The sequence below is a fragment of the Staphylococcus pseudoxylosus genome (assembly GCF_003697915.1).
GTDB lineage: Bacteria > Bacillota > Bacilli > Staphylococcales > Staphylococcaceae > Staphylococcus > Staphylococcus pseudoxylosus.
The window spans coordinates 1-23,508 of the sequence record NZ_RCVN01000007.1; the positions used below are offsets into that span (position 1 = coordinate 1).

Here is a 23,508-nt window from a genome sequence, read left to right on the forward strand (position 1 = left end):
TCTTGTTGATTCATGTTGTTATTCATGTATCCCATTTGCTCATTCATTGCCATGTTCTGTTGATTTATGTTGTTATTCATGTGTCCCATTTGCTCATTCATTGCCATGTCTTGTTGATTCATGTTGTTATTCATGTATCCCATTTGCTCATTCATTGCCATGTCTTGTTGATTCATGTTGTTATTCATGTGTCCCATTTGCTCGTTCATTGCCATGTCCTGTTGATTCATGTTGTTATTTGTTGTCGTATTGGCTTGAGCTACTCCTGCACCTAAAAATAGACTTGTTGCTAATAATGATGATGAAATCATTAATGTTTTATTATTCATAAATCTCCATCCCTTTTAATATTTTATGAATACTTCATGTTGTCTTATTCTTAGTCCTACGCTTAAAAACAAATAACTGTTTTACTTACAATAAAACTGATTGCTTTGCGTAATGCCCCCTTTTTATTCTACTTACTAAGACATACGTATTTTTGCTACTTTAAGTTCACTTTTATAAAAATTATTTAAACTAAATCAAAATATTCTTTTAATGTAAGGTCAGTATTTTTTATTTCTTTTGCATCTTTTTTTCCTAAATATCTTAAATGCCATGGTTCGTACATAAATTGTGTAATATGCGCTTTACCTTCTGGGTATCGAATAATAAAGCCATAATTGTGAGCGTTATCCTCCAGCCATTTACTTTCTTCTGTATATTGAAACAACGCTTTAGCTGACTCATGTAATCCTGGAGTAGCAACATCAAAAGCAAGACCAGTCTGATGTTCAGAGAATCCAGGTTTAGCACTATAAAGTTGCGCTTTTTTTAAACCATCACGTTGCACATACATCTTAAACAATCGCATCTGTTTAAGATACGAACGAAAACCACTTATAATAATCAATTGAAACCCTTGTTTATCTGCATCACTAATCATTACTTTTAAAGCATTTAATGCTTCTAATTTTGGAAATGGCGTATAAAATGGAGAAATTTCATAATCTTTATTTACAATAATATGATTATTACAGTAATATGCTCCATTCCTTTTTATAATATTATTATCATAGTGCTTTTGTTTTTTATTTATGAAATAAATGATTGCAGTTAAAAAGATAGCTACACCCGAGATTAATTTTTTCATATACTCATCCTTATCATCACTATTTTTTATTAAAATAATTTCAAATCTACTTATCTAGCGTTATTTCAATTTATATTTTATGCACTTTCAACCTCTCCAACATCAGCATCATGATGTCGACACGCTGATTGACTCCAAATACTTAATCTTCTTTTGTTCAACAACATTACATTTAATAAAATGATAAATCAATTAGAAATACAAAACATAAAAACAGATATAAAAATTGAGCTTGATATTATAATCTATAAATTTCAATTATAGATTGTAATTATCAATTAAAATGATTTTTTTAGAAAAAAACTCTGTACTTCACCGTATTTTTAGCTATAATAAATTATAATAATTATAAAAAGATATTAATTATAATTAGCATCATAATTTGGGCGGTTTCATGATTATGTAAAAATTGTCTATCCAGTCTTATATTAGAGTTATAAAAACAACGCTAGCTATGTTTGTACGACTTTCATTGTCGAAAACCCTATATAAAATATGACTTAATATAAATTTGGATCTCTGTTTTCAACACATTTTTAACTAGAAAGAATCCAAATTCATTTATTTGATGATAAAAAATATGATTACAATAAAGGAGATTAAACTATGAATAAAAAGTTAACAGGGTTGTTTGGAGCTCCCGTATCAGATAGAGAAAATAGTATGACTGCAGGCCCAAGAGGTCCTTTATTAATGCAGGACATTTATTTCCTTGAACAAATGGCACACTTTGATAGAGAAGTCATTCCAGAGCGTCGAATGCATGCTAAAGGGTCAGGTGCATTTGGTACCTTCACAGTAACAAATGATATAACACAATATACATGCGCAAGTATATTTGCTGAAATCGGTAAACAAACAGAAATGTTTGCACGATTTTCAACTGTAGCAGGCGAACGTGGTGCGGGCGATGCAGAACGAGATATTAGAGGATTTGCTTTGAAGTTTTATACAGACGAAGGTAACTGGGACTTAGTCGGTAATAATACACCCGTATTCTTCTTTAGAGACCCTAAATTATTTCCTAGTTTAAACCATGTGGTTAAACGGAACCCAAAAACAAATATGAAAGACCCACAAGCAAACTGGGATTTCTGGACATTATTACCAGAAGCGTTACACCAAATTACAATCTTAATGACAGATCGTGGTATCCCTAAAGGCTTTAGAAATATGCATGGTTTTGGTTCTCATACATACTCTATGTATAACGATAAAGGCGAACGTTTTTGGGTTAAATTCCATCATAGAACACAACAAGGTATAGAGAACTACTCTGCAGAAGAAGCCGAACAAGTGATGGCTAAAGATAGAGATTCTTCTCAAAGAGATTTATTCAATAATATAGAACAAGGCAATTTCCCTAAATGGAAAATGTACATTCAAGTAATGACGGAAGAACAAGCTCGTAATCATAAAGATAATCCTTTTGATTTAACTAAAGTTTGGTATAAAGATGAATATCCATTAATTGAAGTTGGTGAGTTTGAATTAAATCGAAACCCTGAAAACTATTTCCAAGATGTTGAACAAGCTGCATTTGCACCAACGAACATCGTCCCAGGTTTAGATTTCTCACCAGATAAAATGTTACAAGGTCGACTATTTTCATATGGAGATACTCAAAGATACCGTTTAGGTGTTAACCACTGGCAAATTCCAGTTAACCAACCTAAAGGTGTCGGTATGGAAAATATATGTCCATTTAGTAGAGATGGGCAAATGCGTATCTTAGATAATAATCAAGGGGCTAGTACACATTATTACCCAAATAGTAACGATGCATTTGAAGATCAACCACAGCACAAAAAACCAGCTTTAGATATTCAAGGGCAAGCATATGAATATGACTTTCGTGAAGATGACGATAATTATTTTGAACAACCTGGTAAATTATTCCGTTTATTATCATCTGAAGAACAAAAAACATTATTTAATAATACTGCGAATGAAATGAATCCCGTCACAGACGCATTAAAACACCGCCATATCAGACATTGCTATAAAGCCGATCCTGCATACGGTCAAGGTGTAGCAGAAGCTATGGGAATTGATATTAATGAAGTGGACTTAGATGTCGCAGACTAATATACAAGAGAAAGGTGATTTTATGATATTAGATAACGTAAATCCAGAAGATTTGTTTCCTACTGAGAAAAAAGGACCTGCCATTTTAGGGAAAATGGAATACCCTATCAACGGTAATGTAAAAACATATGATGCTGCATATATTGCAACAAATGAACGCCTTATCTTAAACGTAGATATGGATGGCCAATTTTACTATAGAAACATCCGTTATGACGAAATAAAAGATGTTCAATTAGATAATGATACGCTAACCATGCGTTTTAGTATTGGTACGTTTCCAATTACAAATTTAAATAAAAAGGACGCCGAACCATTCATAAGTTATATCAAAACTAAGCGTACTTAAACAAAAAAGATGACTTCTACCAATGATTGCGTAGAAGTCATCCTTTTTTATTAAGCTTATATAAATTGTCCGATACGTTTTTCTGAAATACCAGTTTCTTGGTTGTAAATTTCTTCGCCTCTTAAAATAGTTTGCGTCACTTGCGCGCCAATTTCACGACCAATATAAGGGCTCATCTTATTACGATATGCCAAATCTTCCGCTGTTAAAGTATATGGCGCATTAGGTTTAATTAATACAAAATCTGCATCTTTTCCAACAGCTATGCTACCTTTTGCTTCCAATCCAAAACGTTTGGCAGGTGCTGTAGCAATAATATCTGCAAATTTATTTAATGACATATTACGCTTTTGAACACCTTCATCAAATAAAATATCGACATTATTTTGTAACCCAGCGATACCGCCCCATGCTTCAAAAGCATTATCTGTATCTTTTAAATCGGGTGTACAAGGAGAGTGATCGGAAGTAACAAATCCAATATCACCATTTAGCACGCGATTCCACATACCTTCTAAGCGTGATTTTTCTCTGATTGGTGGAGAACATTTTACGACTGGGCCAATGTCATCTAATTCTTCCTTGTAGAAGTAAAGATAATGTGTACATGTTTCACATGAAATATCTACACCTTCTTGTTGTGCTTTGATAATTTCATCTACACCTTCTTCACAAGCAACATGCACAATATGTACACGACAACCAGTTTCTTTTGCAAATAAGATAATCTTACGAATTGGCTCAACTTCAGTAAATACTGGTCTACTATCGACATATGCACTTAAAGTTGTTTCACCATTAGCCTTAGCAATTTCACCTAAACGGTCAGTGATCGTTGCATTTTCTGCATGAATAGAAAGTAATTTACCAGTTTTAGCAATTTGTTTCATACCTTCGTATAATGAATAATCATCCACATTTTCAAAGTCACCTTCTATTGAACGATCACCACATGTTGCTAAAAACGCTTTATATGCTACGACGCCCGCTTCATCTAACTCTTGAATACCACCGTTTAAATTATATGGTACTAAACCTCCATAACTCGCAACATCGACTGACAATTCATCTTTACCGGCATCAAATTTTGCTTGAATAGAAGCTTGATCCGTTGTTGCAGGCACTTGGTTTAAAGGCATTTCAATAAATGACGTTACGCCACCTTTTGCTGCTGCGCGTGTACCAGTAACATAACCTTCCCAGCTATCACGATAACCGCCGCCTGGTTCAGTAATATGCACATGTGCGTCTACCATACCTGGTGATACGATTTGGTTCTGAGCGTCAATAACTTGTTCAGCTTCACCTAAATCTTGACCAATAGCAGCAATCTTGCCATCTTTAACACCGATTTCTACATTTTGCTGACTATCCTCTAAAATGACTAATCCATTTTTTAAAATTAAATCATATTTCATTATAGTTCACTCCTTCTTGTTTTTTTGAAAATAATTTAACTGAATGGTGTAAAACAATATAAACTAAACTGGATATAAAGAATCCAATAAACCATGAAAAATCAGAAATCACCTTGAATGCTGGTAAGAATCCGAGTAATGAAATAACCACACCTACTACCGTTGCAATATAGGCAGAAATATTAACTCTTTGTATTTTTATATCTTTATCATGTAAATCAAAATACAATTTATCAATATCAATGCGACATTTAGATACTAAGTAGAAATGTACTATCATTACACCTGCAACAGGCCCAAGTATGGCACCAATAGCATTTAAGAATAAAAAGATGCTATCCTCATTTTCCATCATTTTCCATGGCATAATCACAACACTTAATACAGAAGCAATCACTACACCACGTTTATAATTAATCCATTTAGGTAATAACGCACTTAATTGATATGCAGCTGGTATAATATTACTCGTTGCATTTGTAGAAATGGTTGTCATTAATAGTACCCCTGTCGATATCAAGATCGCCCAAAAATTACTCCATTCATTAATAATCGTTAAAATATTCCACTCTTGATGGCCTAAGTAAATAGAACCACCAATGATAATAAACACACTAGCAATCGCAAATAACACATGCGCAACTACTATACCGGAAATCTGACCAATAATTTGTGTTTTAGTAGATTTAGCATTTTGTGTGAAATCAGATACACTTGAACCTGGTCCAGCCCATACACCTAATAAAGAGTTAAAGATTAAAATAAATGATAAAATGGCTGGATATATAATACCGTCTGTTTTTGTTGATATTTCATAGTTCATGATATTGCTGAAACCGCCAGCAACAGTCACACCCCATATTGCCATACCACCAAACACTATATAAATGAGCGGATTTAAAATAGCAGTGAATTTATTCAGTATGTCTCCACCGCCAAATCCAATTGCAAAACTAATTGCCCAGAAGATTAAAAATGCGATTAACCCTGGGACCGAAATACCTAGAATTGAAATGCCACTTCCGATATTTTCAAATCCTGGGAAAATCTTATTTAATAAAATAAGTAACGCTTGAGAACCAGCAAATGTTTGTAAACCAAACCATGCGATACCAGCTACAACACCACGTAAAACGCCTGGCAATTTAGCACCAATATCTCCATATGTATCACGTAACTGCATTGCGAAAGGTATTCCGTATTTAGAACCAGCATATCCATTTGAAACAAGTAATAGTGCAATAACAAATGAACTTAAAATCAAGGCAAATATGACTTGTAATGGTGATAAACCTATTAATAGAAAACCACCTACCGCTGTATAGTTAGGTATATTATGAACAGCACCCATCCATAAAGTGAAAAAGTTGAATGCTGAATTATTTCGTTGAGCTGATGTCTTAGGCATTATATCTTTATTATAACCACGCTTTTCAAAGAAAGCTTGATTATAAGCCGTTTCATTCCCCTGTGTTCCCATCTGTATATCTCCTTTGCTTCAATGGGCTATAACTATCTTAATCAATCTTTAATTTACATTTTATTACGTATGAAAGCGTTTTTCTTTGTTAGTAATGACATATATTGAGTAGAAAGTTATATATTTCGAACAAAATATGTGTATAATAATTTTTATATAACATTATTTTTGATAAGATTTATAAAATTATAAACGTATTTACGATGTTTATAAATATACCATCAGATTAATAAACATACAAATAAACCTATATTTATTCGTAAAATATAATAGTATGACTCATAATACAAGAAGACGGAAACGGAGGAGTAAACCATGACTACACTTAACGAAATTTTGTCCGTTCCTCAGTTTAAAGAGTTAGAACTGATTAACAAAAACGGAGATTTATCATCAGAAGTTTCGAGCTTAGATATTACTGAAAATAATGATATTAAGCATTTCACTTCTCAAAATGCTTTTATTCTAACAACTGGTGTATTATTTCAAGAAAACCAAGAAGATTTAAAAAGGTTAATTAAAGACTTGCATGATATTAATACAGCTGGTCTCGGCATAAAAGTTTCGAGATTTTTACATGAGATAGATAAAGAGGTTATAGACTTTGCAGATAAATTGGGATTCCCTTTAATAGAAATACCAGAAAGTTGGAACTTAGGGGAAATTACACATCAAATTTCATCTTATATTTCAGACTCAGAAACTGGAAAATTAAACTACGCATTACACATTCAACAAGAGTTAAATCAACTTCTTATCAAAGGTTATAGTATTAATACAATGATTCAACGAATGAGTAAATTACTTGGTGTACCGATTATTCTTTTTGATCCTTTCAAAGCACCAGAAGCGTTAAGCCATCATTATGATCAAAATAAACATTTAACAAATGAACATATCAGTTATTTTCTTAATTATTACCAACAATCAACTGTTTACGATAAAAATAAACAAGTATTTGAAAACAAAGACCATGTTATTTTCAAAGTTTTAGGATATACGTACTTCCCGTATTATTTAATGGTTTCACAAGTCAATAAATTGTCATATCCATTCAGTTTGTTGACTATTGAACAAGTAGTTAGCGTTTTGAGTTTCGCTTTATACAAAAACACAAAAATCGAAGAAGCTGAACAAAATGATATTAATCGCTTTTTTGAAGCACTTGTTAATAACCAAAGCGACCAAACACTTTCAATCAAAAAGCATAACGATTTACTGAAACGCTATCATATTTTCGATTCTGATTATTATCAAATCATTATTTGTGACATTGATTCACCGAATAGCTTAGAGAATAGTTATTACCTTAATGAAAGGTATCAGCTAACATTCCACTGGCTTCAATATATGTTTACCGATCTTGATGATTATATTAGTATTTATAAAATACCAAGTACGAATCGCTTTGCTATTTTATTACAAAATCGTCACGACTATTACTACGACTATCTTAAACGCCTACAAAATAGTTATGGAGAACATTTTGAAGGTACGATTTCTTTTGGTATTGGCAATGAAGTTACAGAATTCACACAAATATCTTCGTCATATTTTGAAGCTAATGAAGCTTTTGAAAATGGATTAATGAATGATAAACAAAACTTCATCTCTTATTATCATTCCAAAGATATTAAAGAACTTTTACAGTTAATACCAAAAGAGAAATTACGTCCATTTATCAAACATACTTTAGGTCCATTGAGTTACCCTAAAACTAAAAAAGACTTAGAATTAAAGCAAACATTACAAGTCTACATGGATAACCAGTGCGATATAACTAAAACTGCAGAAAAGATATATATTCATCGTAATACAGTTAAATATAGAATTAATAAATGTAGCAATTTAATCGGAGTGAATATTGAAGACCCAATGCATTCATTAAACATTCGTATCGCTTTATACGTTTCTGACATCACTCAATTTGATTAAACTCCTATAAAATTATCTTAAATAAAGACATAGAGTGGAAAGTAAATTTTTTAATTGATTACCTGAGCTTGCGCTCATGCATAAGCCCCACTTCTCTAAAGAGCCACTTCTTAATTTGTTAAGTTAGTGGCTCTTACACATGAGTAGTTACTCAAGTGATCCGCTTTTAAGAGTTAGTGGGACTTTATAATTCTTTCAAATACCAATTTAACGCAGCTTGTTCTAATTTTTTCATAAAGGTATCTTTTCCATCACAATAACTTTGCCTATCATCAGGAAATCGTTGCGCTAATCGTTCTTTTAATTGTTCGTATTCACGTGCACGCTTTTTATGTTTACGTAAATAATCCCTTACCGCTATATGACGGTTAATTTCATACATATTATCCTGTTGAAATATATGCATATGATGCGTACGTGGATTTCCACCCTTTATAAAAAATCTTCTCTTTGTAATTCCATTTTCACCCAATGATGTATAACCCAGGCTCATCAATACTTCATTATAGTCATCAATTTTTTCTATTTTATTTACTACTACTAACATATCAATAATAGGTTTAGCCTTTAAATTTTCAACAGCAGTACTCCCAATGTGATGTATTTGAATGACTTCTTCACTTAAAATAGCTTCGATGTTTGATTTCTCAATTTCAAATAAAATCGACCACTGTTTTTGATAGTGTTGTACTTCAATTTCCATTATAGTCACCTTCCTCCCAATGTATTTCATCATCTCTTAAAATCCTTTTATTCTTCTAAACTAAATTATATCTTTAAAATTGATAGTTATAAATTTATTTTCAATTCAACAGATAAAGTCACTTTCATACTGCACTCCAGGATGACACTATTTTTCCTATATTGAATTCAATTTAATTTTATTTATAAATTTTGTTTCCATTCATTATACTAATTACATTCAATCAACTTCATATTTACATAATTATTTTTTTAAAGTTATTACTTTTAATATTAGATTTTTAAACCGAATGGTTTGCTTTGCTAACTTAAAAGGATTAAAATTTATCGTTGGGATGTTATAAAAGGAGATGTAATTGAAATGTCGGAGAATGGAATATCGAACAAAAAAAGAAATACAATCATTTTAGTTATGCTCAGTAGTGCCTTTGTTGCAATGCTTAACCAAACATTACTCAACACAGCACTGCCAGCCATCATTAATGGCTTAGAAATAACTGAAACGACTGCTCAGTGGCTCATTACAGGATTTATGCTTGTTAACGGAATCATGATTCCTACGACAGCTTTCCTCATGGACCGCTTCCATACAAGATCACTCTATATTTTTTCAATGAGTGCGTTCTTACTCGGTTCTATTATAGCTGCACTTTCGCCGACATTTGGTTTACTAATGTTAGCACGAGTGATTCAAGCTATAGGTGCAGGTATCTTGTTACCATTAATGCAATTCACTGTCTTCACCCTCTTTCCAGCTGAAAAGCGTGGATTTGCCATGGGGCTTACAGGAATTGTTGCGCAATCAGCACCAGCGATTGGCCCTACTTTAACTGGTTTTCTAATTGATACATTTAGTTGGAGAGCACCATTTATCGTAGTAGCAGTAATCGCTATTATTGCATTTATTATTGGTATCATTTTTGTAGAAAGTAACAATGAAACTAAACGCACTGAATTAGATAAGACTTCAGTGATATATTCTACATTTGGTTTCGGACTCATGCTTTACGGCTTTAGTAGTGCTGGTAACCTAGGATTTACTTCACCAATCGTTATCATTTCATTAATAGTTGGACTTATCATTGTCGGTATCTTTGTCTTGAGACAAATTAGAATAGACAATCCATTATTAAATATGCGCGTGTTTGCAAACAGAACTTTTTCATTATCTGCGTTCGCTTCAATGGTTCTATTTATTGGTATTGTAGGTCCTGCATTATTGATACCTATGTATATTCAATCAGGACTTGGCCTATCAGCAATACTTTCAGGTTTAGTCATCTTACCTGGAGCTGTAGTTAATGCATTTATGTCTGTATATACGGGTAAAATTTATGATAAATATGGACTGAAGATATTGGCTGTCCCTGGATTTATCTTATTAATTATTATGACCATTCTGCATTGTTTCTTAACTACAGACACACCTTATTGGTATATTGTTGTCATCTATGCAGTCAGAATGTTTGCTGTTGCGTTAATTATAATGCCGTTAAACACAATTGGTATTAATGCATTAGAAACTAAAAACATTTCACATGGTACTGCTATTATTAATTCATTAAGAATTATAGCTGGTGCGATAGGTACTGCTATTATGATTACAATTTTAACTATTGTTAGAACAAACTACGTAGAAAATGCTAATGGTAGTCACACAAAAACTGAAATAATGCAACACGCTACCGTACTTGGTGTAGACGCTGCATTTGCCTTCACAACCATTCTAATGATTATTGGTTTCATCCTAATGTTGATGATTCGTACTAAAAAAGAAACAATCAATAGTCGAGAATTATAACGTAAATCATTAAAGGAGCGTGCATATGAGATTAACTTTTAATGTCATATGTCCGCTCCTTTTTTGTATTTTATTAATTTATATTTAATAACAAGCTTCTATCGCTTTTTCTAAAAACAATTGAGCTGCCTTTGAAAATGTATGATCTTTACGCCAAACCAAATTATGCTTTGCAATTAACTTTGGCTCTAGCGGAACAAACTTAAGTTCACTTTCAACAGAAGTATTAACAATACTATCTAATGTAACAACGTAACCCATATTAGCTTTAACCATCCACCCAGCATTATATGCTAAGTTAAACGTACTTACTATATTTAAATCTTTATATAAATGTCCAAACCATTCTGCAAATTCATTTTCTTCAATATTAGTTTCTAATACTTGTCTTGAACATATCAAGGCCTCTTTTGATAAATCTGTTTTTGTTACATAATCTTTTTCTGATAAAGTGTCGTCTTTTTTAGCAATCACACCCCAATGGTCGAAAGTCGGTAAATCTAATGCTTTGTACTTATTTAAATTTACAGGTTGGATAAGCAAACCAAAATCCAATAATCCTTTATCCAATCGGCTTGCAATGTCCTCTGCATTACCACTATAAATATGAAAATGCACCTTAGGATGATGCGTCTGAATCTCTTTAAAAATATTTGCAATGATTTCCATGCCTTTGGTTTCACCACAACCTATATAGACATTCCCTTCAATATTTCTATCAATCACTTTAAATTCCTCTTGTATTTTTCGAGACATTTCTATGAGTTCTTCAGCTCTATTTTTCAATAAAAGGCCTTCGTCAGTAAGATGAATATTGTGATTGCTTCGCTTAAACAGTTTCACGTCTAACTCTGTCTCTAACTCTTTGATTTGTCTAGACAAAGTTGGCTGTGTAATGTGTAACGCATTTGCAGCACGTGTAATACTTTCTTCTTTTGCTATTCTTACAAAATATTGTAGTGTTTTTATTTCCATAGATTTCTCCTCTTAGTTATTCAATATATGCATATCTAAACAATATAAATAAGTATTTGTCATATCTCATTTTACCTTTTAAACTGAATTTATTAAAGTTCAGGAGGAACCTATAATGAAAAATAATAAATTAATCATACTCATTTTAACCATTGGTGTATTTGGTATTTTGAATACAGAAATGGGGTTTATAGGACTAATCCCTCAAATTGCCGCTCATTTTAACGTTAATATATCTACTGCAGGATGGCTAGTTTCCATTTTTGCAATTGGCATTGCTATTTCTGGTCCTATTATGCCTCTGTTACTCTCAAAAGTAGAAAGAAAAAGAGTAATGTTGCTCGTGCTCATAATCTTTATAATCAGTAATATTGTTTCACTCTTTACAACAAGCTTTACCGTATTATTAGTAGCGAGAATAATACCATCCATATTTCATCCTGTATATATCGCTTTAGCCTTTTCAGTTGCATCAGATTCAGTTAATCCAAAAGAAGCTCCAAAAGCTGTTGCCAAAGTATTTATAGGTGTTTCTGCCGGTATGGTTGTAGGTGTACCAATCGTAAATTTCTTAGCGAACCAATTCAATTTGTATGTAGCATTATCATTCTTTGCGCTTGTTAATATCATTGTACTTATACTAACAATTATCTTCATTCCAAAAATGCCAGCGAAAACAGCTGTAACGTACGGAGATCAATTACGCGTTCTCAAACGACCACTAACTTGGTTGTCAATTATAGTATCTATTCTATTTAACGCAGCAATTTTTGGTGTTTATAGTTACTTTACTGATTTCTTAAATATTGTTACAGAGGCACAAGGAAATTTAATATCAGTTATGTTATTCTTATACGGATTTTTCAATATTTTAGGTAATATTATTGCAGGAAAATTATTAACATCGATACCTCAAAAAGCGATATTAATGTTACCTTTGGCGTTGATTATAATATATATTGCTATGTTTTGTTTAGGAGCATTCTCTATTCCTATGATGGTTATCACTATGGCGTGGGGAACCTTAGCAGGTATTTCAGCAAATATAACGCAATATGTGATTACTTCAGCTGCGCCAGATGCTCCTGACTTATCAAACGGCATATTTTTATCTGCAGTAAATTCTGGCACCACAATCGGAACCTTTATAGGCGGTATATTTATTGCAACTTTAGGGTCTAGTTTCGTAATTTTAATTGGTATATTCGCGTGTATAATTAATATTGCATTTATTTTACTTAGAAAACGAAATTTTGAACACTTTGAACATAACGCATTATAAAAAATAAAACCCCTTAACGCACCAATCTATGCGTTAAGGGGTTCATGTCGTATTTCTTATTTAAATTTGCATAAAAAAAAGACGAGTTATACTCGTCTTTCAGCCGTTATTATAATTTAACAACGTTAGCTGCTTGAGGACCGCGGTCGCCTTCAACGATTTCGAATTCAACAGCTTGTCCTTCTTCTAATGATTTGTAACCTTCTTGAGCGATTGCTGAGAAGTGTACGAATACGTCGTTTCCACCTTCAACTTCGATGAAACCGAAACCTTTTTCTGCATTAAACCATTTAACTGTACCGTTATTCATAATTAAATTCCTCCATATGTGCTTTTGCACGAATATTTGTAATCTGTCTTAAAAAATCAAAAGGAGTAAATTCAAAAGAATAACTCTACAAATCAATTTCACGAACTAAATTACTTAATACCTATTATAACGAGTAATCATTCATTTGTACACCCTAAACCGTAAATTAGTTTATTAATTTAATTTTTAGTAACGATATAGTGTATTGTTCTATTTATTTTTATTCTTGTATATAGATAAAAATTCAACATACACCCTTAAATTTCATAGCCCACAACAGCTAAAATAATAGTTTTCTACTTTTAAAATAATTTATTCTTTAAAAAATACACAATCACATTTTCCCCTTTTCTAAACTTTAAAATTAACCCACAATTATCGCACCTTTTATTTAAGAATATTTTTGAAAATCTACATTTGTGTTACCTTATAAGAAATCATAACACAATTTATTTTTTATAAAAATCTACAATCAATATAAGGAGACACAGACATTGAATCTTACTCTTAAAATTCTGGTAGGTATTATCTTTGTTAGTATCATGTCTTGGAATAATACGATACAAACACGTCAAAACGTAAATAAAAAAGCATATAAAGAACAGACTCAACCCATGAATGGAAAACAATTTCGTTTCATACTTTTCTTAAATATCGTTGTAGTTACACTTTTTTATATACTTCTAACGTACACTTATTTTTAATATAAAGTGGATCTAATTTTGAAAATTACATAAAAATACCCTCCCTTACAATCTGTAAAGGAGGGGCATTTTCTATATTGTCTTCAGATACTCTTCGCCTTCTTTTTTATTGTAAACACCTTCTGTTTTAGCAATAAAGATTGTAGCTACTGAGTTTCCTAATACGTTAACACATGTTCTAAGCATTTCTAAAATTCTATCTACACCTATAATAAGCGCTAAACCTTGTGGATTTAATCCAACTGAGCCTAATGTTGTTAATAACACTACGATTGAAGCTCCTGGTACACCCGCCATACCTTTTGATGTGAGCATTAGCGTAACCATTAAGATGATTTGTTCACCAATGCTTAAGTCAACACCATATAATTGTGCAACGAATAACGCCGCAATAGATTGATACATGGCCGCACCATCAAGGTTAAACGAATAACCCGTTGGTAACACAAAGGATGCGATATCCCTAGGAACACCAAATCTTTCCATTTTTTTCATAACTGTTGGTAATACAGCTTCTGAACTTGCAGTTGAGAACGCAAGCATTAAATCATTTTTCAACAACTTGATGATTTGCGTAATCTTCACTCCACAAATTCTTGAAACAATACCTAATACAACAAAAATAAAGAAAAACATTGCAATGACTACTGTTAAACATAATTTAAACAGTGGAATTAATGCTGATAATCCAAAAGTAATAATCGTTGTCGTAATAAATGCAAATACTGCAATTGGTGCTAATAATAATACTTTACCAATCATCCAGAATACTGCTTCTAATGCGCCACCTAAAAAGTCTTTAACAGGTTGCGCTTTTTGTCCAATAGCCGCTAACGCCAAACCGAAAAATACTGAGAAGAATATGACCGGTAAAAGTTCTCCAGATCCAAATGCTTCAACAACGTTAGTCGGTATAATATTAACAATTGTATCGATTAAATGGTTTCCATATGTAGTGCCTTCTGCTGCCTTAGCAGTTGATTCATATTTTGAAATATCACCTTTAGGTAATAAATCGGGATTCAGTCCTTGACCTGGTTTAAATAAGTTACCAAATATTAACCCCATAAAAATTGCAAAACTTGTCATAATAACAAAATATAATAATGTCTTACCGCCATAGCGCCCAATCGTTTTTGTGTCTCCAACATTTGAAATAGATAGTGCTAAAGAACAAAATACAATAGGTACTACTAACATTTTAATTAAATTTATAAATACATCACCGAATGGTTGTATATAGTTAATTACATCTTTATTTCCATGTAAGATACTACCTAAAATTACCCCTAATACCAATGCTATGATAATTTGCGTCGGTAGGTTTATTCTTTTAATTACTCTCACTCTTGTTCATCCCCTTATCTAAGCTAACATTTGCATAAATGCTAGTTTTCTACAAAATACAGTTTATCACAAAGAAAATTCCACTCATATATTAAATTTACATGATTCTAAAAATTATTTATGATTTTTGTACAACTAAGCTATTATATCAGAAATTTGTATATTTTAGTTAAAAAAAGCGTTCGCCTTCAGCCTTATACCTATAGGAGTTCAAGGGTTATCAGGATATAACAAGAAAGCGCTTTCTACATTATATACAAATTTCTTTAAAATAGCTTTTTACATACAAAATTAGGGTTATTTGTTTTAATATACGTCATTTTACAATACAACTTCATTATTTTTCTATGTGTCCTAAATTGAACTAGATTGTTTTATCAATAACCTAATATCAAAATGATACACTAAAACCTTCTTTGATTTTATGAAAATAGACGACCATAAGCACCTCATTTTTTGTTAATATAAAATTATGCTTTAAATATATTGCACACATCAAAAAACATTAATGTTTCATAAAAATTTTTACAAAAAAGGAGAAGTCATAATGGCAAGACATAAATCTAGAGGCCGTCCCCAAAACCAATATACTGTTATATTAGCTAATTTACCTATTATAGTGTTTTTTACCTATATGAATATTAACAACATATTAACAAACGACAGTACTACAGCTGTTATATTATCTATAATTAGTCTAATGATTTTCTCGTCTCTATATACTTTGCTTTTCTACACTTTTTTTAAAAAGCATAAGCGCAATTGAACGTACCTCATTTTACATAACTAAAGTAGCTACTTATCGATAACTTAGTATAACAACCAACTATTTTAAAAAGGAGCGTGCTATGATGCAATTTATAAATATCAGTGCAGTAACAGAAAAAGGATTAAATAAAAAGGTCAATGCGTTTTTAGAGGAAAATCCATATATTGAAATCATTAAATTCGATTATGCTATTGGCTCTAGTAGCTACGGTGTGGGGATTTTATACCAAGACAAAGTAAAAATGTAATTTAAATTATTTTTAATCACATTGCTAAAACTGAACTACATAAAAGGCATGAAACACGAAACTAAATTGCTAGTTTGATTCCGTATTCATGCCTTTTAATTATATATTGCAGTAATATTTTTCCTAATATATTTGTTCATCACTAGTAGTTACACATAATATTTCACATTAAAATTGTATCACTGCTTAAAATTATCTTTAACTGATTTAGGAACATCTTTCTCATCAACATTTTTTTGCTCTACTATCGTCCCTTTATTTTCAGTATAAGTAACCTTTATCCAACGACCTTTTTTGATATTATTGTCTTCTTTAGTTAGTTGATAATTTAAAACCGTGCCATTGTCTTTATCAGTTAACTTATCAACTGTTCCTTCTTCATTAACAATACCGTAGTAATATTCTTCTTTATTTAAATTGTAAACAGCGTAAGCGAAGTACGCTACCATCAATAATAAAATAACACTTGTTAATAATAGTACGTTTTTCATAAACATCCTCCATATTAAGATGATATTATTTTAATATGGCGTTAACGCTATTAAATCAGTCCATAGAAGTATCATACAATATGATTAACTTTATAAGAAAAAACATCTTTATTTAGTCTCGAATGATGAATATTGCAAACAAAAAATATTGTAATAAGTGACTTTACTACTTAAAAAGTTTTAAAATATTAGATTTTAGAAATTAAGCACTTCTAGGCAATTTTAAAAACCTTTCCGTTTAATTTGTCTGTAAGTAAAAATGATAAATACGACAATAAATATCCCCTGTGTACTTCTGATTAAAGTTGAGCTGAAACTTAATATATTAATACCTAAAGTTTCTCCTACAATAGGAACAATGATATTAAATATTAATAGTAACAACGTGACCCCTACTAAAATTTGTTGAGATTTTGGAATCATATCACTCCATTCTACACGAGATATAATATTCTACTGAAGTAATCATGGCTACCGTTAAATTTTTTGAATGGTCGTTTCATTAAATCCAGATGCATATTTAAGACCAAATCCAAATGACCTATCCATACTTATATGTGCAAACCAGATCAAAGCTATTTGAAGTAATAATCCCTCGCTAAATATTAAATATAATAAAACGAATAATATAGGCACTATATATGTGTGACCAACATTGTACACTTTACTCCCAATTTCCTTATTGATCATATAACCCAGCATAAATATATCTGGTACTAATAAAAACAATAAAAACATCCAAATTGAAAAGCCAAATAATAAATACACAATCACCGTTACAAGGAATACAAATATATTTTCTAACTTAATAAAGTTACTCAAATACCCATCCCCCAATTTAAATTAAAACTATAGTTGAAACATTACTTTTCTTTCGTTCCACATGACTTTTTATCAGACATAGTAAATCCTAATATGAATTCAATCACTCCTAATATCACACCTAAAACAAGCAAACCATTTAGTTCATTGTTATTAAAAATATGAACTAAATTTAAAATTCCTAAAGTACTCCAAATCTTATTACTTCCAAAATTCCATCCCAAATAATTTAAAAGAAACGCAACTAAAAACACGCTTACTAGAACAAATAATCCGTCTTTCAAACCACTTATTACACGCCTACTCATAAATCTAATCCCCTTTCTATTATCTATAAAACACCGCTACTTAAATTAATAAAATTAAGAAACTACATTACCATTCTTTCCTATTAGAAAACCTTAATACGAATAATATATAAAATATTACATAGACTATAAATGATGTATCTAAGTAATCTTGGTTTATTTGTTTATATGTAAAAACCACTAAGAAAATAGACAAAACAACTTGTATAACAAGTAGTATCCATTTCATGCCGCCTCTACTCCTTTAAAATGTTTTAACTTTCTTCTTCTTGATTCATATGTTTTAGATGATAACTTCATGCTACCATATTTTTAAAAATAATATATTGCTTATAAAAGACTATTAATATATCTTTATTTTTGCTAGCCTTATATTAGATGAGAAAAATTTAAAAATACAACCTAAATTAAGGAGTATTACAAATGACAAAAGCTATGTATGTACATCACATCATTAACATTGTACTTATGATTGCATTAATCGTCTTTAATAACACAGATATGGGAGGATTAACTTTATCAATAATATTGGCAATTGTATTTATTACTAATATTGTATTATTAATAAGGGAAAATAGTAAAAAGGTCAAAAAAGAAGGCGTTACTATAGAAGAACATAATAAAAAATAGATTACTTCTATCTTGGAGCGTGAAATCGTGAACTTCAGTAAATACAAATATGACTATAACTATATACTCATGGCTATACCTTTACTAATTTGTTCAATTTTTGTACCAGCCGTTTTTATTGTATTTCTTGTATGCCTTATCTGTGGTTTTGAAGAACGACATTAATGAAGAAATTTAGCAGTAAATTAATACATATTCGCTTTAATCAGTTAAAATGAACTAAAAAATAAGAATTGCAAAATAGTGAAGATGATTATTCAATCAATGATGACTCACTGGAGGGTATTGTTTTGAAGACTTTTGCGTTTTTTACTATCATTTTTATATTTAGTGCTTTATGGACATCTTTGGCAATTCGCTACTTGCCTTCCGAAACTACCGGACATAAAAATAAGAAAAATTCGTTCAACACGCAACAACAATCAATGATTATTGAAATTTTCGCAAGAACTTTTGTATGGTTTGTATATTTCTTACTTTTAAATATAATCATGAAATATTTTAGTTATTGGAATAATGATAATAGCTTGGTAAAAGATTACTCTGAATTAGTATACCTTTTAGCTATCATTTTGTTGGGAGTTATGAACTATTTTTATGTAAAAAGAAAATATAACTCTAAAGGATAATGTAGATTATTTTATAATCAAAAAGTCCATAAAAACAAAAGCAGTGTAGTTTCGTTTTTATAACGATCCTACTCTGCTTTTTTATAAAATATTTAATTCGAAAACTTAATTAACCTTACGAATTAAAATAGAACAAATACCTTTAAATAAAAATAAGCTGCCAATACTTAATAATACAGTAGCAACTAATGTAGAATTTAGGTTTCCTTCCACACCTGTTGAAGGTAATTCTATTTTTTCTTCTGGTTGATTTTTTGTTACTTTATTTTTATTCGGTACTTCACTATACTTGCTCTCATCAGGATTCAACAGACTATTTTTAGTCTCTCCATAATTTAAAGCACTACTTGGTTTTTCACTGTTTAGCTCATTTGAATCAAATCCATTTTTCGCTTCATCTGTATACTTATTCATTATGGTTTCTTCTGGTTTATTATTGTTTTTAATTTCATCTAATTTTGTAGCATCCTGAAATGCCTTAGGTTGCTCTACTTCAGTTATATCTTTATGAGGCGTCACATTTGCAGGCGTAAAACTACCATCCTTATGTAATATACTGTGATCTAATACTTCTGCCTGTGTTTCTGGAATATTCGATAGAGTTACTAAAGATAATAAAAATGTTGATAATACGCTATTAAATACTACTTTTATAAAAGTCTTCCCCATTCTCATTCCACCTTTTACAAAATTATATTTAAATAAAAGTTTGAAATAGCTTTATCTATAATTATCTTAAGGTGAAATGAGTTGAATGGACATAATATTTTTATATAAGTAAAACAGAGTAATATTTAATTAAAATTTTATTCATAGTTATGCAGATTGATTGTTATTAATTTTATCAAAATGAAATTAGTATTGAATTTTCGTATTCCCTTTCTTAAAAATAGGAAATTTAGCACAGAAAAATTGTAAAATTATAGCTAAAAAACGATAGATTAAAAGATTTGTTATTTACAAGTAAGTCTTTTTTCTGATAACAAACCATTTCAAATCCATAAAAACAACCCCTTAAGCCTATGCCTAAGGGGTTTAGTCATTCTATACTATTATTCCCACTCAATTGTACTTGGTGGTTTAGATGTAATATCATAAACAACGCGGTTAACGTGATCGACTTCATTTACGATACGACTTGAAATCTTTTGTAAGACTTCCCAGTCGATGCGTGCGAAGTCACTTGTCATGCCATCGATTGAGGTTACAGCACGAATACCAACTGTATGGTCATACGTACGGTAGTCTCCCATAACACCTACTGATTGGATACCTGGTAACACTGTGAAGTATTGCCAAATTTCACGTTCAAGACCTTCCTCACGGATAACCTGTCTTAAAATTGCATCAGATTCACGTACAATTTCAAGTTTGTCTTCAGTGATTTCTCCAAGGACACGGATACCTAAACCTGGACCTGGGAATGGTTGTCTCCAAACTAAGTGCTCTGGAATACCTAATTCAATACCTAGTTCACGCACTTCATCTTTGAATAGTGTGTTAATAGGTTCAATTAATTGGAATTCCATATCTTCAGGTAAACCACCTACATTGTGGTGTGATTTAATTGTTTGAGCAGTCTTTGTACCTGACTCGATCACATCTGTATAAAGTGTACCTTGCGCTAAGAAATCTACACCTTTTAATTTAGATGCTTCATCATCAAAGACATAGATAAACTCATTACCGATGATTTTACGTTTTTGTTCTGGGTCAGACACGCCTTGTAATTTACTCATGAAACGTTCTTGTGCATCTACACGAATAATATTCATGTTGAATCCTTCACCGAACTGTTCCATAACCATGTCGCCTTCACCTTTACGTAACAAGCCGTGATCTACAAAGATACATGTAAGTTGATCGCCAATTGCTTTGTGTAACAATACTGCTACAACAGATGAATCAACACCACCGCTCATAGCACATAACACTCTACGGTCACCAACTTGATTGCGGATTTTTTCAACTTCGATTTCAATGAAGTTTTCCATTGACCATTCACCAGTACATTCACATACGCGACGTACAAAGTTACGTAATAAGTCGTTACCATATTCAGTATGACGTACTTCTGGATGGAATTGCACACCATAAATACGGCGAGATTTATCTTCAATCGCTGCATAATTTGTACTTGGGCTATCAGCAATAACTTCAAAGCCTTCTGGAATCTCAATAACTTTATCTGAGTGACTCATCCAAACATTTTGTTCTTCCGGTAAACCGAAGAATAATTCATCAGTTTTAGCATTGATGATTGCTTTACCATATTCACGTTCATTGGCACGTTCAACTTTTCCGCCTAATAATTTAGTCGTCAATTGCATACCATAACAAATACCTAAAATCGGCACTCCTAAATTGTATATTTCTGGATCAATTGTGAACGAATCTTCCTCATAAACTGAGTTTGGTCCACCCGAAAGGATAATACCTTTAGGGTTTAATTGTTTTATTTCTTCCATACTAATCTCATGGTCGTGTAACTCACTATATACACCCATTTCACGAATACGTCGTGTAATTAACTGATTGTATTGGCTACCAAAGTCTAAAACAAGTATGAGCTCTTGCTCTTTCGCCATTTCCATAACTTTAAATCTCCTTTTAACTTAGAATGAATAATTTGGTGATTCTTTTGTAATTTGAACATCATGTGGATGGCTTTCTGCTAAACCAGCAGGTCCCATGCGTGTAAATTGAGCTTCTTCTCTTAATGCTTCTAAGTTTTTAGAACCAGTATAACCCATACCAGATCTTACGCCGCCCATAAGTTGATAAATAGTGTCTTGTAGTGCACCTTTGTAAGCGATACGACCTTCAATACCTTCTGGAACGAATTTTTTAGGTGCTTTGTCTTCTTGGAAGTAACGGTCATTTGAACCACTTTCCATTGCACCTAATGAGCCCATGCCTCTATATACTTTGTATTGTCTACCTTGGAACACTTCAGTTGCGCCAGGGCTTTCTTCAGTACCTGCAAGTAAGCTACCTAACATAACTGCATGTCCACCAGCAGCTAATGCTTTAATGATATCTCCTGAGAATTTAATACCACCATCTGCAATAATTGCTTTACCATGTTTACGCGCTTCTGTAGCACAATCGTAAACGGCTGTAATTTGTGGGACACCAACACCTGCAACAACACGAGTTGTACAAATTGAACCAGGACCAATACCAACTTTAACTACGTCTGCGCCCGCTTCATATAAAGCTTTTGTACCTTCAGCTGTAGCAACATTACCTGCTATTAAAGTAACTTGTGGGAATGTTTTTTTAATATGTGCAACTTGTTCTAGTACACCTTTAGAATGGCCGTGTGCTGTGTCGATAACTAATGCATCTACACCAGCTTCAACAAGTTTTTGTGCACGGATATCAGTATCTTTCGCAATACCGATTGCTGCACCTACTAATAATCTACCATGTGCATCTTTAGCAGAATTAGGGAATTCAAGCACTTTTTCAATATCTTTAATTGTAATTAATCCTTCTAAACGGCCTTCTTTAACTAATGGAAGTTTCTCAATTTTATGTTGTTGTAATAACTTCTCTGCTTCCTCTAATGTCGTGCCTACAGGAGCTGTAACAAGATTATCTTTTGTCATTACGTCTGAAATTTTAATTGAAAAGTCTTCGATAAAACGTAAATCACGGTTTGTAATGATACCAACAAATTGTCTAGTCTCTTTACTATCAACAATTGGCACACCTGAAATGCGATATTTACCCATTAACGCTTCTGCTTCAAAAACACTTTCTTCTGGAGTTAAATAAAATGGATTCGAGATGACACCATTTTCAGAACGTTTTACTTTTTGAACTTCATCAGCTTGATCTTCAATGTTCATATTTTTATGAATGACACCAAGTCCACCTTGTCTAGCCATTGAAATTGCCATTTTTGATTCTGTAACTGTGTCCATACCTGCTGATACGATTGGAATATTCAGTTTAATACCTTCTGATAATTGAACACTTAAGTCCACTTCTTTCGGTAATACATCTGATTCTGCTGGTAACAATAACACATCGTCAAAAGTTAAAGATTCTTTTTCAAATTTATTTTCCCACATACTT

Annotated in this window: 22 protein-coding genes and 1 pseudogene; 8 read left to right on the top strand and 15 right to left on the bottom strand. The window is 31.7% G+C overall.

Features of this window, described 5'->3' with window-relative positions:
- Positions 1–329, bottom strand: a pseudogene (locus D9V42_RS07350) (immunodominant staphylococcal antigen IsaB family protein); the annotation flags it as partial.
- A 185-nt stretch (positions 330–514) separates the two neighbouring features.
- Positions 515–1,135: a M15 family metallopeptidase gene (locus D9V42_RS07355; protein ID WP_122064191.1), complete on the bottom strand. Its 621-nt coding sequence runs from the start codon at positions 1,133–1,135 to the stop codon at positions 515–517.
- A gap of 606 nt (positions 1,136–1,741) precedes the next feature.
- On the opposite strand from D9V42_RS07355, the gene D9V42_RS07360 reads away from it, so the two are divergent.
- The gene (locus tag D9V42_RS07360) at positions 1,742–3,223 is read left to right on the top strand and encodes a catalase (protein WP_122064194.1); all 1,482 of its coding nucleotides are present in this window, start codon (positions 1,742–1,744) and stop codon (positions 3,221–3,223) included.
- Between the two features lie 22 nt (positions 3,224–3,245).
- On the top strand, positions 3,246–3,572 hold the full coding sequence (locus D9V42_RS07365) for a PH domain-containing protein (RefSeq protein WP_107555274.1): 327 nt from the start codon (positions 3,246–3,248) through the stop codon (positions 3,570–3,572).
- Between the two features lie 56 nt (positions 3,573–3,628).
- On the opposite strand, the gene allB is transcribed toward D9V42_RS07365, so the two are convergent.
- Positions 3,629–4,990, bottom strand: coding sequence for an allantoinase AllB (gene allB / locus D9V42_RS07370; protein WP_107555272.1), 1,362 nt, complete (start codon positions 4,988–4,990; stop codon positions 3,629–3,631).
- Positions 4,980–6,470 (bottom strand): allantoin permease, encoded by a 1,491-nt coding sequence (gene allW, locus D9V42_RS07375; RefSeq protein ID WP_107555273.1) that lies wholly within the window; start codon positions 6,468–6,470, stop codon positions 4,980–4,982. The genes allB and allW overlap by 11 nt, the downstream gene beginning before the upstream one ends.
- Positions 6,471–6,785: 315 nt before the next feature.
- Between allW and D9V42_RS07380 the strand changes: the two genes are divergently transcribed.
- Positions 6,786–8,405: a PucR family transcriptional regulator gene (locus D9V42_RS07380; RefSeq protein WP_107555837.1), complete on the top strand. Its 1,620-nt coding sequence runs from the start codon at positions 6,786–6,788 to the stop codon at positions 8,403–8,405.
- 184 nt (positions 8,406–8,589) lie between these two features.
- Here the strand turns inward: D9V42_RS07380 and D9V42_RS07385 are convergent, their stop codons facing one another.
- Entirely contained in the window at positions 8,590–9,108 is a 519-nt protein-coding gene (locus D9V42_RS07385; protein WP_122064197.1) for a GrpB family protein, read from the bottom strand.
- A 360-nt stretch (positions 9,109–9,468) separates the two neighbouring features.
- On the opposite strand from D9V42_RS07385, the gene D9V42_RS07390 reads away from it, so the two are divergent.
- Complete coding sequence (locus tag D9V42_RS07390) at positions 9,469–10,908, top strand: MDR family MFS transporter (RefSeq protein WP_107555835.1); 1,440 nt, start codon at positions 9,469–9,471, stop codon at positions 10,906–10,908.
- An 84-nt stretch (positions 10,909–10,992) separates the two neighbouring features.
- Here D9V42_RS07390 and D9V42_RS07395 read toward each other — a convergent pair whose 3' ends face one another.
- The gene (locus tag D9V42_RS07395; protein ID WP_107555834.1) at positions 10,993–11,883 is read right to left on the bottom strand and encodes a LysR family transcriptional regulator; all 891 of its coding nucleotides are present in this window, start codon (positions 11,881–11,883) and stop codon (positions 10,993–10,995) included.
- Positions 11,884–11,998: 115 nt separating this feature from the next.
- Here D9V42_RS07395 and D9V42_RS07400 point away from each other — a divergent pair, with 115 nt between their 5' ends.
- A complete protein-coding gene (locus D9V42_RS07400) occupies positions 11,999–13,165 on the top strand; it encodes an MFS transporter (RefSeq protein ID WP_122064199.1) in 1,167 nt (388 codons plus the stop codon).
- A gap of 109 nt (positions 13,166–13,274) precedes the next feature.
- On the opposite strand, the gene cspD is transcribed toward D9V42_RS07400, so the two are convergent.
- Positions 13,275–13,475, bottom strand: coding sequence for a cold-shock protein CspD (gene cspD, locus D9V42_RS07405; RefSeq protein ID WP_011303913.1), 201 nt, complete (start codon positions 13,473–13,475; stop codon positions 13,275–13,277).
- 776 nt (positions 13,476–14,251) lie between these two features.
- The gene (locus D9V42_RS07415; protein ID WP_107555830.1) at positions 14,252–15,526 is read right to left on the bottom strand and encodes a dicarboxylate/amino acid:cation symporter; all 1,275 of its coding nucleotides are present in this window, start codon (positions 15,524–15,526) and stop codon (positions 14,252–14,254) included.
- An 851-nt stretch (positions 15,527–16,377) separates the two neighbouring features.
- Between D9V42_RS07415 and D9V42_RS15285 the strand changes: the two genes are divergently transcribed.
- The gene (locus tag D9V42_RS15285) at positions 16,378–16,542 is read left to right on the top strand and encodes a hypothetical protein (protein WP_167456095.1); all 165 of its coding nucleotides are present in this window, start codon (positions 16,378–16,380) and stop codon (positions 16,540–16,542) included.
- Positions 16,543–16,721: 179 nt separating this feature from the next.
- Here the strand turns inward: D9V42_RS15285 and D9V42_RS07425 are convergent, their stop codons facing one another.
- The 4 genes from D9V42_RS07425 to D9V42_RS07440 all read right to left on the bottom strand — a co-directional run bounded on the left by D9V42_RS07425 (position 16,722) and on the right by D9V42_RS07440 (position 18,163).
- The gene (locus D9V42_RS07425; protein ID WP_122064204.1) at positions 16,722–17,033 is read right to left on the bottom strand and encodes a hypothetical protein; all 312 of its coding nucleotides are present in this window, start codon (positions 17,031–17,033) and stop codon (positions 16,722–16,724) included.
- A 222-nt stretch (positions 17,034–17,255) separates the two neighbouring features.
- Positions 17,256–17,456, bottom strand: coding sequence for a hypothetical protein (locus D9V42_RS15335; RefSeq protein WP_244204780.1), 201 nt, complete (start codon positions 17,454–17,456; stop codon positions 17,256–17,258).
- A gap of 54 nt (positions 17,457–17,510) precedes the next feature.
- Positions 17,511–17,855, bottom strand: a complete 345-nt coding sequence (locus D9V42_RS07435) for a DUF4260 domain-containing protein (RefSeq protein ID WP_122064206.1) — start codon at positions 17,853–17,855, stop codon at positions 17,511–17,513.
- Between the two features lie 41 nt (positions 17,856–17,896).
- Positions 17,897–18,163, bottom strand: coding sequence for a hypothetical protein (locus D9V42_RS07440; RefSeq protein ID WP_233665246.1), 267 nt, complete (start codon positions 18,161–18,163; stop codon positions 17,897–17,899).
- Between the two features lie 423 nt (positions 18,164–18,586).
- Here D9V42_RS07440 and D9V42_RS07445 point away from each other — a divergent pair, with 423 nt between their 5' ends.
- Both D9V42_RS07445 and D9V42_RS07450 read left to right on the top strand, forming a co-directional pair.
- Positions 18,587–18,793, top strand: a complete 207-nt coding sequence (locus D9V42_RS07445; protein ID WP_122064209.1) for a hypothetical protein — start codon at positions 18,587–18,589, stop codon at positions 18,791–18,793.
- Positions 18,794–19,083: 290 nt separating this feature from the next.
- Positions 19,084–19,422, top strand: coding sequence for a hypothetical protein (locus D9V42_RS07450; protein WP_122064211.1), 339 nt, complete (start codon positions 19,084–19,086; stop codon positions 19,420–19,422).
- A gap of 105 nt (positions 19,423–19,527) precedes the next feature.
- On the opposite strand, the gene D9V42_RS07455 is transcribed toward D9V42_RS07450, so the two are convergent.
- From D9V42_RS07455 to guaB, 3 genes are all read right to left on the bottom strand, one after another.
- On the bottom strand, positions 19,528–20,091 hold the full coding sequence (locus D9V42_RS07455; RefSeq protein WP_158593182.1) for an LPXTG cell wall anchor domain-containing protein: 564 nt from the start codon (positions 20,089–20,091) through the stop codon (positions 19,528–19,530).
- Between the two features lie 383 nt (positions 20,092–20,474).
- A complete protein-coding gene (gene guaA, locus D9V42_RS07460; protein ID WP_017723341.1) occupies positions 20,475–22,016 on the bottom strand; it encodes a glutamine-hydrolyzing GMP synthase in 1,542 nt (513 codons plus the stop codon).
- Positions 22,017–22,037: 21 nt separating this feature from the next.
- Positions 22,038–23,504, bottom strand: coding sequence for an IMP dehydrogenase (gene guaB, locus D9V42_RS07465; RefSeq protein ID WP_039068442.1), 1,467 nt, complete (start codon positions 23,502–23,504; stop codon positions 22,038–22,040).
- Positions 23,505–23,508 lie beyond the last annotated feature (4 nt).